The organism is Crossiella sp. NPDC003009, assembly GCF_053591555.1.
Genome location: NZ_JBSFUA010000009.1, coordinates 171095 through 184324 on the forward strand (window position 1 = coordinate 171095; position 13230 = coordinate 184324).

The following is a 13230-nucleotide window of genomic DNA, read 5'->3' on the forward strand; positions in this document are numbered from 1 at the left end:
CATGGGCAACCGGGACTACGGGCTGCTGCCCGGCGGGGTGAAGCAGGCGCTGCGCCGCACCGTCGGCCGCTACGTAGTGGGCGAGGCCTGGTGGCGGGTGAAGTTCGCCGCCGAGCGGGCCGCCGCGCGCCGGGCCGAGGACGCCGAGATCGCCCGCCTGGCAACGCTCTTACCCGCCACGCCGACCGCGCTGTTCACCGTGGCGATCCCGACCTACAAACGGCCGGAGGCCCTGGTCCGCGCGGTGCGCAGCGCGCTCGGGCAGACCGTCACCGATGTCTCCGTGGTGGTGGTCGACGACGGCGGCGGCGAGCTCGGCGCGCTGCCCGAGGACCCCCGGCTGACCGTGTTGTCCTTGGCGCGCAACCACCACAGCCCCGGACTGGCCCGCAACGCGGCCATCCGGCTGACCCGCTCGCCGTTCGTGGCCTTCCTCGACGACGACAACACCTGGCGACCGCACCACCTGGAGACCGTGCTGCCCGCGCTGCGCGCCGGGGCCGGGCTGGTCTACACCGCGCTGCACCGGGGCAGGCCGGACGGGTCCACTGTGGACATCCTGGGCCGGGACTTCGACCGGCGCGCGCACGCCGACACCGCGTGGGTGGACGTCAACGCGGTGGCCGTGCGCCGCTTCCCCGGCCTGCGCTTCGACCCGTGGGCCAGACCGGGCTGGGTGCACCCCAGGGAGGACTGGGAGCTCGTGCACCGGCTCTCCGCCGCGCTGCGGGTGCGGCACCTGCCGGAGGTCACCGTGGACTACGCGGTGCACGCGGGCAGCTACTTCAGCGAATGGACCACCGAAGCGCTGGGAGCGGGCAAGTGAGCACGGACGGCGCCATCGGGCAGGCCGAACTCGGCGGCCGGTTCCGCAGGGGACTGGGCCTGAGCCTGCTCAACACCCTGCTCTCCCGGATGGGCACCTTCCTGCTCGGCGTGCTGCTGGCCAGGCTGCTCGCGCCGGAGGACTTCGGCCTCTACGCCGCCGCGCTGGTGGTGCAGATGCTGCTGCTCACCTTCAACGACCTCGGCGCGGCCGCCTCGGTGGTGCGGCACTCCGGCGACGTGCGGCCGCTGCTGCCCACCGCGTGGACGGTGGCGGTCTGCGGTGGCACCACGGCCTTCGCGCTGTGCCTGGTGGCCGCGCCCGCGCTGGCCACCGGACTGGGCAGCCCGCAGGCCACCGACATCGTGCGGCTGCTGGCCGCCAACGTGTTCCTGGACGGGTTCGCCGCCGTGCCGGGCGCGCTGCTGACCAGGGAGCTGCGCCAGGCCAGCCGGTTGGTCGCCGACCTCTCCGGCGTGGTGGTGAACCTGGCGCTGACCGGGGCCCTCGCGCTCTCCGGCTTCGGCGCCTGGTCACTGGCCATCGGGCACGTCTCCGGCACCGCGGTGGTCGTGGTGGTGCTGCTGTTCGTCAGCAAGCAGTGGCCGCGGTTCGGCTTCGACCGGGAGCACTTCGGCGAGGTCGGCCGGTACGGGATCACCGTGGTGGCCTCCGGGATGGTGATCGTGCTGTCCAACGCGGTGCCCCAGGTGGTCACCGGCAGCATCCTCGGCGCCACCGCTCTAGGTTTCTTCTACCTGGCCAACAACGTGGCCAACTGGCCGGTGTCGATCGTGTCCACCACCCTGGAAAGGGTCGCGCTGGCCACCTTCTCCCGCGCCCGGGACCGCGGCGTGGACCTGAACCTGGCCGCAGGCGAGGTGGTCGGACTGGTCGGGATCGCGGTGCTGCCGGGCGGTCTGGCGCTGGCGATCCTGTCCGGGCCGATCGTCGAGGTGGTCTACGGCTCGGCCTGGGCGCCGGCCGCGCACGTGCTCAGCGCGCTCGCGATCGCCGCGGTGGCAAGGGTTCTCACCGATCTTGCCTTCCACCTGCTGCTGGCCGTGGGCGCCCCGCTGTCCTCCGCGCTGGTGAACGTGTCCTGGCTGGTCGCGCTGGTGCCGGCGACCGTGGCCGCGGCCATGGTGTGGGGACTGGTCGGCATCGGCTGGGCGCAGGCGGCGGTGGCCTTCGTGGTCGCGGTGCCGGTGCACGCCTGGCGGCTGCACCGGGCCGGCATCTCGCTGGCCGCGCTGGCCAAGGGCCTGGCCTACCCGGCGCTGGCCGGGCTGCTCGCGGTCGCCGGACTGCTCGCCATCCGCGCCTTCGCCGACTCGCCGCTGCTGGACGTGGTCCTCGGCGCGGCGCTCACCGCCGCCGTCGTCGGGGTGGGCTGGTACACCCGGCGGCACCACATCGACCGTGCCCTGAACGGGGCAGCGGCCGATCGACCGGTCGCGACCTTCAGGGAAGGGTCTTAGTCTCACAAGTTCTGGCACCCCCAGCAGGGGAAAACAAACCCACACGGGAGCAAAGCTGATGGGATCGAACACAGCGCGCCGACGGGGGTTGGCGGCGTCCGGGATCGCGGCGCTCTTAGCCGTGGCCGCGTGCGGAACTCCGGAGCCCGCGGCCGCCCCCTCCAGCTCGACGGAACCGTCCGTCCTCGCGGAGTCCACCTCCGTGCCTGACGAGTCGACCTCCCCGCCGCCGGCCTCGTCCGAACCGCCCAAACCGTCCACCAGCAAACCGGAGCGCCAGCCCCGCCCGCCAGCCCAGCCACCAGCGCCCAGCCCGCTCAGCGAGACCAGGGGCCTGTTCGTGGACTGGGAGAGCAATGCTGCCCGCTGGGTGCGGGCGAACAAGGGCGACGGCAGGGCGCACCTGATCAACGAACGCATCGCCGCCCAGCCGATGGCCCGCTGGATCGCCGGCGACGGCGACATCCGCGGCTGGCTCGGCGCCTACATCCGCGCCGCGGAGAAGGAGGACCAGCTGCCCGTCGTGGTGCCGTACAACATCCCGCAGCGGGACTGCGGCAGCCACTCCGCGGGCGGTGCCGGCTCGGTGGAGAACTACCGCAAGTGGGTGGAGATGGTGGCCGACACCATCGGCAACGCCCCCGCGCTGGTGGTGCTCGAACCGGACGCGCTGATCCACCTGTCCTGCCTTGACCCCACCGGCAAGCAGGAACGGCTGCGCATGCTCTCCGAGGCGGTGGCCACCCTGAGCCAGCGCGCGCCGAACGCCTGGACCTACCTCGACGGCGGCGACGGCCGGTACAACCCGCCCGGCACGCTGGCCCAGCGGCTGATCGACGCCGGGGTGAGCGGGGCGCGCGGGTTCGCGGTCAACGTGTCCAACTTCAACACCACCGCCGAGGCGATCGCCTACGGCCGCCTGGTGCAGGCCTCGGTCTCGGCCCGCGGTGGCGGCAAACCCGGGTTCGTCATCGACGTCAGCCGCAACGGCAACGGCTCCAACGGCGAGTGGTGCAACCCGCCCGGCCGCAAGATCGGCCAGTCACCGGCGGTGGACGGGAGCAACCCGCAGACGCCGGACGCGCTGCTGTGGATCAAACAGCCCGGCGCCTCCGACGGCGACTGCGGCACCGGCAAGGGCACCACTTCCGGCGCCTTCGTGCCGGAGCTGGCGATGAGCCTGCTCAACGGCATCTGAACCGGGTTCGGGCCACCGGGATGGGTCGCGCCATCCCGTCGGCCGGCCCCGGCATACCAGTTCGGCCAACACCCGGCGTCGGGTTGGCCTCTGCTACTAGCCTGGCAGGCATGAACGACCTCCCCGAGATGCGGGTCAGCGACGCCGAGCGCGACCTGATCGCCCAGCGGCTCAACCTCGCTGTGGGTGAGGGGCGACTCACCCTGACCGAGTACAACGAGCGGGTCGGCCAGGCCTACGCCGCGGTGACCCGGGGCGAGCTGGACCGCGTGGTCGCCGACCTGCCGATGACCACGGCGCCCGCGCCGAGCCCGGTGCCGGTGCGGCCCAGCCCGGTGGGGGAGAAGACCAAGTGGGTCGTGTCCTTCATGTCCGGCGCGGTGCGCAAGGGGCGCTGGCGGGTCACCCGCCGGACCGCGGCCATCGCGGTCATGGGCGGCACCGAGATCGACCTGCGCCGGGCGGAGTTCAGCGCGCCGGAGATCACCGTGGTCGCGGTGGCCGTGATGGGCGGGGTGGAGATCACCGTGCCGCCCGGGGTGCGGGTGGAGGTCGGCGGGTTCAGCTTCATGGGCGGCAAGGAGGTCAAGGTCGACGACGAGGACCTGCCGCTGAACGCGCCCGTGGTGCACGTCAAGGGCTTCGCCCTGATGGGCGGCATCGACATCCGCACCAAGCCGGTGCGCAAGGCGATCGCGCGCGGGGACGACGACTGAGGTGCCGCTCTCCAGCGAGGTGCGCGACCGCTGCCGCGGCTTCCTGCCGGCGGGCGCCGAGCTGCGCTACCTGTTCCCCGCGCTCAGCCTCAACCCGGGCATGGCGCCGGTGCTGGTCGCGGTCACCAGCCGCACGGTGACCGTGCTGACCTGTAGTTTCCTCCGGCGGAACCGGCCGACCGGGGTGCTGGTGCACTACCCGAGGACCATCCAGCTCGGGCCGGTGGACACCAGGACCACGCCGACCATCGAGTTCGGCAACCTGATGCTGGAGATCGACGACGAGTACATCTCGGTGGTGCGCTGCGCGGACGCCGAGGTGGACCAGGAGTCCTTCCTGCCGCCCGATCCGCTGCCCGACCTGTAGCGCTAGAGCGCCGCCAGCAACGCCCGCGCGGTCTCCGTGCCGTCGTGCGCCGCGGTCCACGCCGCCACGTCCACCTCGACCTCGCCCCGGTGCCAGCGGCGGATGGCCGCCGCGGTCTCCGCCGGGCCGTCGGCGATCAGCCACGGACCGGCCGGGTCCACCGCCTCGGCCAGCTGCGGCGGCACCACCGAGGGCAGCCCGTACTCGGCCGCCTCCAGCATCTTCACGCTGATCCCGGTGCTGGCCCCGAACCTGGGCACCACGACAAGGCCGACCTGCCGGTAGAACTCGGCCTCACTGACCACCCGGCCCAGCGCGGTGGTGCGCGGATGTCCTTGGTACGCCTCGGTTCCGGACCCGGCCAGCACGAACTTCACGTCTGCCGCCAGCCGGGTCAGCTCCTCGTGCACCGGGCCCAAAAGGCTGGCCAGCGCGCGCTCGTTGGGCGGCCAGCTGGCCTTGCCGATGAAGCCGACCGCCTGCGCGGCAACCGGATCCGGCACCGGCCGCACGGTCAGCGGCAGCGGCCGGGCGGGCGCGGCCCAGCGGGTGATGAACTCCGCGTCGGTGCGGGAGAGGGCGAAGACGTTGCGCGGCAAGCGGAGCAGCCTGCGTTCGGCCTTCGGCAGGCGCCAGGTCTCGCCCAGCAGGCGCAGCGGGCGGGGCGAATGCTCCACCGCGATGGTGCTCTCCACGTTGTGCGCGATGTGCGCGGCCACCGGCACCCCGGCCGCCTCGGCCAGCAGCAGGCCCGGCCAGCCGCTGGTGACCACCCGCCGCCCGGCCGCGCGTTCGGTCAGCAGTTTTGCCGCCCGCCGCCAGCCGGGGAAGGCGGTGAACTTGCGGGACAGGTACGGCTGCTCGGTCACCGCCATGCCCAGCGCGACCCGCAGCAGCTTGGCCCGGTCGCCGCGGATCTCCAGCGGCACATCGCCGTCGGCGTGGCAGACCACCTCCTGCTCGGCCCACTGGCCGGGCGGGCCGGTGACGCACACCACCTCGACCTCCACCCCGGCCGCGCGCAGCACCGCGACCAGCCTGCGATCCACCCAGCCGCTGCCGCCCAGCTCGGCCCGGCCGAGCGGGTAGGTGGTCACGAAGCACACCCGGGAAGTCGTCACGACCCCGATTTGTACCGCTCCAGCAGCACCCGCGCCAGGAACAGCGGGTTGCCCAGCACGTAGCGGGTGAACAGCCTGCGCGGCTCCAGCGCGAGCCGGTACAGCCACTCGATGCCGGCCTTGCGCATCCAGCCCGGCGCGCGGGAGACCTTGCCCGCGGCGAAGTCCAGGAACGCCCCGACGGCTACGCCCAGCTGCGCGCCGGTGTCGGCCAGATGGCGGTCCAGCCACAGCTCCTGTCGCGGATTTCCCATGGCCACCACCAGCATGCGCGCCCCGCTGGCCTTGATCCCGGCGATCACCTCCGGCTCCTGCGCCGGGGTGAAGAAGCCGTGCCGGGCGCCCGCAACCCGCAGTCCGGGGATCCTGGACGTGAGGTTTCTCGCAGCGGTCTCCGCGATGCCCGGTTCGCCGCCGAGGAAGTACACCGGGGCGTCACGCTCCGCCGCCAGCCGCAGGATCTCCGGCGTCAGGTCGGTGCCGTTGAGGTTGTCCGGAAAGCTTTTTCCTTGCAGTTTCGCGGCCATCGCCAGGCCGGAGCCATCGTTGAGCACCAGCGCCGCGTCGTGCAGAACGCGCCGGTAGGCGGGGTGGCGGGCGGCCAGGTTGAGCGAGTGCGCGTTGGCGAATGCCAGCAGATCGGGCTCCGGCGAGTCGAGCAGCTCACCAACTACGGAGAGCGCCTGTTGCCTGGGCAGGCAAACCACCCGAATGCCGAGCACGGTCACTGTCGGGACGTTCGAGCGCATGTAAGTATCTTGCCGTCGATTCGCTTCGAGGAGTGGGAATTCATGCGCAGCGGCGTTCTCCTGGCCGCGGTGACCCGGCGGCTGCGGCCACACCACCCGGGCTGGCCCGCGGTGCTCGGCCCGGTCCGCGCGCACGGTCGCGCGATCGCCCTGCGCCCGCCGCGTCCCGGTGACGCCGCGGACTGGTGCGCCGCGGTCCGGCACGACCGGCAGTGGCTGGAACCCTGGTGGCCCACCGGTTCGGCCGCCTGGGACAGCCGCGGTTGCGCGCAGGTCTGGCGGGACCGCTGTGACAACTTCCTGCGCTCGGCCCGGCGCGGCGGCATGATCCCGATGGTGGTGCAGGTCGACGGCCGCTTCGCCGGGGAGATGATGCTGGACCGGATCGACCGGGACCAGGGCCTGGCCGAGCTGGGCGGCTGGGTGTACTCGGAGTTCCACGGCACCGCGGTGGCCGCCACCGCGATGCGGGAGCTGATCCGGCACGGCTTCGGTCCGGTCGGCCTGCGCAGGCTCACCGCGCCGGTGGGGGTCGGCAACCGGGCCGCGGGCATCCTGGTGGCGCGCAACGGTTTCCGCAAGGAAGGCCTGTTGCGCTCGCACATGCACGTCGGCGGCAAGCTGCTCGACCACCAGCTGTGGGGCCTGCTGCCGGAGGACGCCGAATGGCTGCGGAGCCCGGCGAATATTGTGGGGGGATGAGCTTCCACCGCTCCGCCGAGCTCCAGGCCAGGCTGCACCAGCTGGTGCCAGGGGGCGCGCACACCTACGCCAGGGGCGCCGACCAATACCCGGAGTTCATGACCCCGGTGCTGGTCAAGGGCAGCGGGGCCAGGGTCACCGACGCCGACGGCAACGAGTTCGTCGAGTACGGCATGGGCCTGCGCGCGGTCACCCTCGGCCACGGCTACGCCCCGGTGACCGAGGCGGTGCGCGCGGTGCTGGCCGACGGCCTCAGCTTCACCCGGCCCACCACTCTGGAGCTGGCCGCGGCCGAGGACTTCCTGGCCACCGTGCCCGGCGCGGACATGGTGAAGTTCGCCAAGAACGGCTCCGACGTGACCACCGCCGCGGTCCGGCTGGCCCGCGCCGCCACCGGCCGCGACCTGGTCGCCATCTGCGCCGACCAGCCGTTCTTCTCCACCGACGACTGGTTCATCGGCACCGTGCCGATGTCCGCGGGCATCCCGGAAGCGGTACGCGCGCTCACCGTGTCCTTCCGCTACAACGACCTGGACTCGCTGAGGTCCATTGTGGACGTCCACAGTGGACAGATTGCCTGCGTGGTGCTGGAGGCGGCCACCGCGCTGGCCGAACCGGAGCCGGGGTTCCTGGCAGGCGTGCGGGAGATCTGCGACCGGCACGGCATCGTGCTCATCTTCGACGAGATGATCACCGGTTTCCGCTGGGCCGCCGGTGGTGCGCAGTCGGTGTACGGGGTGGTGCCGGACCTGTCCTGCTGGGGCAAGGCGATGGGCAACGGCTTCCCGATCGCCGCGCTGGCCGGCCAGCGCGAGCTGATGGAGCTGGGCGGGCTGGCCACCGGCGCGGACCGGGTGTTCCTGCTCTCCACCACGCACGGCCCGGAGTCGGTCTCGCTGGCCGCCTTCCGCGCGGTGGCCAGGGCCTACCGGGAGAGCGATCCGGTGGCGGTGATGGAACGCCAGGGCGCCGTGCTGGCCACCGCGGTGAACCAGCTGGCCAGGGAGTTCGGCGTGCAGGAGGCGGTGGCCGCGGTGGGCCGCCCGTCCTGCCTGGTGTTCACCACCCGCGACGCCAACGGCAACCCGTCCCAGGCCTACCGCACGCTGTTCCTGCAGGAGCTGCTCAGCCGGGGTGTGCTCGGCCAGTCCTTCGTGATCTCCGCGGCGCACACCGACGCCGACCTCGCGCACACCACCGAGGCGGTCCGGGGCGCGCTGGGCGTGTACCGGAAAGCCCTGGAGGCAGGCACCGTCGAGGGCCTGCTCCAGGGCCGTCCGGTGGCCCCGGCGCTACGCAGCCGCGCCGACCCGCGCCGGCTGGGCTGACCCGCCGACCCGCTCGGCCCGGCGCAGCAGGACCGCTCCCACCCCCAGTGCGAGCACCCCGCGCCACGCCCCCGCCGCGTCCTGCCCCGCCAGGTCCAGGCCGTGGATGAAGATCTCGTGCAGCCCGAAGGCCGCGCCGATCGTGCCCAGCACCACCAGCGGCGCGGACACCGGCCCGCCGCGCCGGGTCTCCCGCTCGCCGGTCTCGAAGTGCCGCAACCACTTCACCAGCGCGAGCAGCACCAGCCCGCAGACCAGCAGCCACATCGGCCGGGAGGACCACCAGGCCGCGCCCGGCGCAGGCAGCAGCAGCTCCGGCGCGAGCAGGCAGGCCCCGGCCACCACCAGCGCCGCCGGGATGTGCCACAGGTACACCGTCATCAGCCCGGAGTTCCCGCGCAGCAACACCTTCCTGGTCCGCGCGCCGTCCAGCTTGCGCTCCAGCCACGGGGTGGCCAGCGCGAGCAGCGCGACCTGCGCGATGCCCAGCAGCACGATCAGCAGCGTGGGCGGGGCCAGGTTGGACACCGGCACGTCCGGCAGCCCGATCGGCGCCGGCGGGTACGGCCCGAACACGATCAGCCCGAGGATCCCGGCCGCCGCGCTCCCCGCGATGCCGAACAGCCCCCGCCTGCCCAGCCCGGAGAGTCCGCCGCGGGCCAGCACGATGCCCAGCTGGTGCACGGTCAGCCAGACCAGCACCAGGCTCACGTCGCCGAGCAGGTTGGCCTGTCCGTGCAGGCCCACGGTGGCGAACCGGTAGGCGTCCACCCCGGCCACCGCCGCGGTCAGCACCGCGGGCACGGCCAGCCCGAACCGGTCGTGCAGCCGCACCATCAGCGGCGCCAGCGCGACCACCACCAGGTAGACCGCGAGGAACCACAGCGGGTTCGCCGCCTGGTCGCCCACGATGGCGATCGCAGGCTGGCCGAGCAGCGAACCCGCGGTGGCCAGCGCCGCGCAGATGCCGACCAGTGGCAGGGTCGGCACCACCAGGCGGCGGGCCCGGCGGGCCAGGAACACCACCGCGGACTGCCCCTTGCGGGCCGTCGCGTCCACCCCCGCGGTGTTGACGAACCCACCCGCGATGAACACCAGCGGCATCACCTGCAGGAACCAGGTGACCACCCAGGTCGTGGGACCTGCGAAGGCGATCCCCGCGCGTACCGCGCCGTTGGTGACGGTGATCACCGGGCTGAGCCAGTGCAGGAAGACGACCATCCCCACCGCGACCAGCCGGACCAGGTCGACCACCGTGTTCCGGCTGCCGCTGCCGACCGCCGCCGCGTCGCGGACCCCCATGCTGTTCATGGGAAAGAGCCTCTCGGGCCGGGCCCGCCGGAACCATGGGGTGGACTCCCGAGTCGTCTCAGGGCTGGCTCCCCCGGAGGTAGGGGGGCTGACACCACCTTTGGTCGGTGACCGGCCCGCCGCTACGGTGACAGGCGATGAGCCAGCCGCAGCCCGAACAGCCGGACCCCGCCGCCCAGAACGCCCAGCCCGCAGGCGCGCAGCCCGAGAACGCCCAGCCCGCAGGCAGCCAGCCCGCTGGCGCGCAGCCCGCTGGCGCGCAGCCCGCTGGCGCGCAGCCCGCTGGCGACCAGCCAGCCAAGCGCCCCGGCTGGCAGCTCGCCCTGCCCGCCGTCGTCGTCGTGGTCGGCGTGCTGCTGGCCTACCTGGCCCTGGGCCGCACCGGCGACACCCCGCCCGCGGACCCGCCGGCCGCGCAGGACACCGCCGCCCAGAACACCACCGCCCAGCGGCCGAACCAGAGCGAGATCGACGCGGCGGCCAAGGAGCTGGACACCAAGTTCACCCGCCGCCGCGAGGGCGACCCCTACGCCAAGGGCCGGGTGGACGCGCCGGTGGTGCTGGTGGAGTACGCCGACTACCGCTGCCCGTACTGCGCCAAGTTCAGCACCGACACCCGCCCCGAGCTGGTTCGCCGCTTCGTGGAGCAGGGCATCCTGCGGATCGAGTGGCGGGACCTGCCGCTGTTCGGCGAGCAGTCCGAGGCCGCCGCGCTGGCCGCCCGTGCCGCGGGCAGGCAGGGCAAGTTCTGGCCGTTCCACGAGCTGGCCTTCGCCGAGGCCCCGCGGTCCGGGCACGGCGAGTTCGGCCCAGACCGGCTGCGCGACCTGGCCCGCCGCTCCGGCGTGGCCGACCTGGCCAAGTTCGAGCGCGATATGACCGATCCCGCGCTGCGCGAGGAGGTCAGGGTCGACGCGGCCGAGGGCCAGGAGATGGGCCTGACCAGCACCCCGGCCTTCCTGATCAACGGCAGGGCCGTGGTCGGCGCGCAGCCGCTGGAGACCTTCACCAAGCTGATCGAGCAGGCCGCCCGCAAGTGAGCGGGCAGCTCGGCTACCTCGGCGCGCTGCTCGGCGGCGCGCTCGCGCTGGCCAGCCCCTGCTCGGCGCTGCTGCTGCCCGCCTTCTTCGCCTACGCCTTCGGCCACCCGGCCCGGCTGCTGGCCCGCACCGGCGTGTTCTACCTCGGCCTGGCCACCACGCTGGTGCCGCTGGGCGCGGCCGCGGCCAGCCTGGGCGGGCTGCTCACCGCGCACCGGCAGACGGTGATCGCGGTGGCCGCGGTGCTGCTGATCGCCTTCGGCACGGCCCAGCTGTTCGGCCGCGGCTTCGGCTCCGGGCTGTCCCAGCGCTTCGCGGCCACCACCCGGATCTCCTCGGCCGTCTCGGTGTACGTGCTGGGCGCCACCTACGGCCTGGCCGGGTTCTGCTCCGGCCCGATCCTCGGCGGCGTGCTCACCGTGGCCGCCGCCGGCGGCGACCCCGGCTACGGCGCGGCCCTGCTCGCGGTCTACGGCCTCGGCATGGTGCTGCCGCTGTTCGTGCTGGCCACGCTGTGGGACCGGCTGAAGCTGGGCGAGCGGAGCTGGCTGCGCGGCCGCGAGCTCAGCCTGGGCCGCCTGCGCCTGCACTCGACGAACCTGGTGGCCGGGCTGCTGTTCATCGGCATCGGCGTGCTGTTCCTGGTCACCGACGGCACCGCGGCGCTGCCGGGGATCGTCAGCGTGGACACCGAGTCCGCGCTGGCCGAGAGCGCGGGCGAACTCGCCGCGGGCGTGCCGGACCTGGTCGTCCTGTTCCCGGTGCTCGCGGTGGCCGTGGGCGTCCTGGTGTGGCGGCTGCGGCGGCCCTAGCCCGGCAGCGGCAGCCGCAGCGCGCGTTCCGCGATGCCCTGCAGCACCACATCGGTCGGCTTGGTCTCCTGACCCACCCACACCGCGCGCACGATCCGCACCCGGGAACCGTCCCGCGAGGTCGAGGACACCGCCTGCGCGAACGAGCTCGGCCCGCCCGGCCAGCTGCGGCCCTCGCGCAGCAGCTCGGTCACCCCGCCGCTCTGCTCGTCATCGGCCAGCGACTGGAACCGCTCGGCCTGCACCGCGTCGGCGAAGCTGACCACCACCACCGACACCGCGGCCTTGCGCTCCTCGTTGACCTCGAACAGGCTGCGCACCAGCGCGGTGCACGGGTTCTCCCGCAGCCACTGCTGCACCTGGCCGAAGGCCCTCGGCCCGCAGTCGGTCTCCCTGGACGAGCCGCGCGGCACGAAGTCCAGGCCGTCCACAGTGGACTCCGGCGGTTCCGGGCTGTGCAGCGCGGAGACCGCGCCGCTGCTGCTGGACTCAGGGGCCTGGCTGCCGCAGGAGCGGGCCACGGCGGCAATCAGCAGCACCAGCGCCAGCGCGGCCACGGCAAGGCCGGCGATCGGCAGCCACGGCGGGCGCTTGGACTTGGGCTTCGGCGCGGCCGGGCGCGGGGGAGCGGGGCGGCCGTCGGCGGTGAAGCGGGGGATGAGCATGGTGCTGGCGCTGGCCAGATCCGGACTCACCGAGTCGGCGAAGCCCTCCGCGACCAGCTCTCCGGCGGTCAGCGTGGCGGTCCGGCGGTCCACACTGGACAGCAGCCGCCTGGCCGCCTCCGCGGTGCACGGGCGCTCGTAGGTGGACAGCTCCTTCACCGCGGCCAGCAGCGCGGTCGGCGCCGGGTGCAGCACCCTGATGCCGCGGTGCAGGTCGCCGGTGGGCTGCAACACCTGGGCCACGTACGGGCCGACCGCGACCACGGTGGAGACGGGTAACGGCTCGATCCGCTCCGCCTGTAGCCGCTGGGTCAGCGCGGAGGCCGCGGACAGCGCCTCCACCGCCGGGTTGAGCAGTCCGTCGTCCCTGATCAGCGGCCAGCCGTCGACCTTCCACTGCCCTTGCAGCGGTGCTTCCAGCTTCATCGCGGGGCCGGGCAGGTCGACCCCGACCACGACGATCACCCCGCGCGGCAGCACGATCACCGCGTCCAGCGGCCGCAGGCTGCCCGGCGGCGTGCAGTCCAGCAGCGCGACCCCGCCGGCCAGGTCGGTGCCGGCGCCCCAGGTCGACAGCGCCGCGCGCAGGTCGGCCTCGACCCCGTCCACCCGGGCTGACGGGTCGTCACCGAGCCGCACCAACCGCACGCTGACCACCTCCGCGCGTGACTCGTCCCAGTCCCGGTTGCTCCGGTCGGCTCAAACCGTAGCGGGAGACCCCCGCTGGGTTACCGGCAACCACCCAAATCGCAGTCTGTTCTTGAACACAATGCGTGAAGGCCCCCGGCCGGGTGACACTGATCGGGGTGTCGGTTGGTTCTTCTGGCGCATTGGAGGTTGTGCAGGGCAGAATGGCCGCACGGGTGATCGCCGATCGTTCGACGCACCGTCCGTTGCACAAGACGAGGGCCGCG

13 protein-coding genes are annotated in these 13230 nt (G+C 73.3%); 9 read left to right on the forward strand and 4 right to left on the reverse strand.

Annotated elements, in window-relative coordinates; translation table 11 throughout:
- The first annotated feature begins 1 nt into the window (after position 1).
- The 5 genes from ACWDY5_RS13255 (at position 2) to ACWDY5_RS13275 (ending at position 4588) form a co-directional block, all read left to right on the forward strand.
- A complete protein-coding gene (locus ACWDY5_RS13255) occupies positions 2-826 on the forward strand; it encodes a glycosyltransferase family 2 protein (protein ID WP_449722455.1) in 825 nt (274 codons plus the stop codon).
- The gene (locus ACWDY5_RS13260) at positions 823-2307 is read left to right on the forward strand and encodes an oligosaccharide flippase family protein (protein WP_449722456.1); all 1485 of its coding nucleotides are present in this window, start codon (positions 823-825) and stop codon (positions 2305-2307) included. Before ACWDY5_RS13255 ends, ACWDY5_RS13260 begins: the two co-directional genes overlap by 4 nt.
- 202 nt (positions 2308-2509) lie before the next feature.
- Positions 2510-3505, forward strand: a complete 996-nt coding sequence (locus ACWDY5_RS13265) for a glycoside hydrolase family 6 protein (protein WP_449722457.1) — start codon at positions 2510-2512, stop codon at positions 3503-3505.
- A 110-nt stretch (positions 3506-3615) separates the two neighbouring features.
- Entirely contained in the window at positions 3616-4221 is a 606-nt protein-coding gene (locus tag ACWDY5_RS13270) for a DUF1707 SHOCT-like domain-containing protein (RefSeq protein WP_449722458.1), read from the forward strand.
- A gap of 1 nt (position 4222) precedes the next feature.
- On the forward strand, positions 4223-4588 hold the full coding sequence (locus ACWDY5_RS13275; protein ID WP_252481878.1) for a hypothetical protein: 366 nt from the start codon (positions 4223-4225) through the stop codon (positions 4586-4588).
- A gap of 2 nt (positions 4589-4590) precedes the next feature.
- Here ACWDY5_RS13275 and ACWDY5_RS13280 read toward each other — a convergent pair whose 3' ends face one another.
- Together ACWDY5_RS13280 and ACWDY5_RS13285 are read right to left on the reverse strand one after the other, a co-directional pair.
- Positions 4591-5685, reverse strand: a complete 1095-nt coding sequence (locus ACWDY5_RS13280) for a glycosyltransferase (RefSeq protein ID WP_449722459.1) — start codon at positions 5683-5685, stop codon at positions 4591-4593.
- A 20-nt stretch (positions 5686-5705) separates the two neighbouring features.
- A complete protein-coding gene (locus ACWDY5_RS13285; RefSeq protein WP_449722460.1) occupies positions 5706-6458 on the reverse strand; it encodes a WecB/TagA/CpsF family glycosyltransferase in 753 nt (250 codons plus the stop codon).
- 42 nt (positions 6459-6500) lie between these two features.
- Here ACWDY5_RS13285 and ACWDY5_RS13290 point away from each other — a divergent pair, with 42 nt between their 5' ends.
- Positions 6501-7160, forward strand: coding sequence for a GNAT family N-acetyltransferase (locus ACWDY5_RS13290; RefSeq protein ID WP_449722461.1), 660 nt, complete (start codon positions 6501-6503; stop codon positions 7158-7160).
- Complete coding sequence (locus ACWDY5_RS13295) at positions 7157-8488, forward strand: glutamate-1-semialdehyde 2,1-aminomutase (protein WP_449722462.1); 1332 nt, start codon at positions 7157-7159, stop codon at positions 8486-8488. The genes ACWDY5_RS13290 and ACWDY5_RS13295 overlap by 4 nt, the downstream gene beginning before the upstream one ends.
- Here ACWDY5_RS13295 and ACWDY5_RS13300 read toward each other — a convergent pair.
- A complete protein-coding gene (locus tag ACWDY5_RS13300; protein WP_449722463.1) occupies positions 8453-9799 on the reverse strand; it encodes an acyltransferase family protein in 1347 nt (448 codons plus the stop codon). The two genes, ACWDY5_RS13295 and ACWDY5_RS13300, sit on opposite strands and share 36 nt — an antisense overlap.
- A 137-nt stretch (positions 9800-9936) precedes the next feature.
- Here ACWDY5_RS13300 and ACWDY5_RS13305 point away from each other — a divergent pair, with 137 nt between their 5' ends.
- Positions 9937-10839: a thioredoxin domain-containing protein gene (locus tag ACWDY5_RS13305; RefSeq protein ID WP_449722464.1), complete on the forward strand. Its 903-nt coding sequence runs from the start codon at positions 9937-9939 to the stop codon at positions 10837-10839.
- Positions 10836-11651, forward strand: coding sequence for a cytochrome c biogenesis CcdA family protein (locus ACWDY5_RS13310; RefSeq protein WP_449722465.1), 816 nt, complete (start codon positions 10836-10838; stop codon positions 11649-11651). Before ACWDY5_RS13305 ends, ACWDY5_RS13310 begins: the two co-directional genes overlap by 4 nt.
- Here the strand turns inward: ACWDY5_RS13310 and ACWDY5_RS13315 are convergent.
- Positions 11648-12964, reverse strand: a complete 1317-nt coding sequence (locus ACWDY5_RS13315; RefSeq protein WP_449722466.1) for a hypothetical protein — start codon at positions 12962-12964, stop codon at positions 11648-11650. The genes ACWDY5_RS13310 and ACWDY5_RS13315 overlap by 4 nt on opposite strands.
- Between the last annotated feature and the right edge of the window lie 266 nt (positions 12965-13230).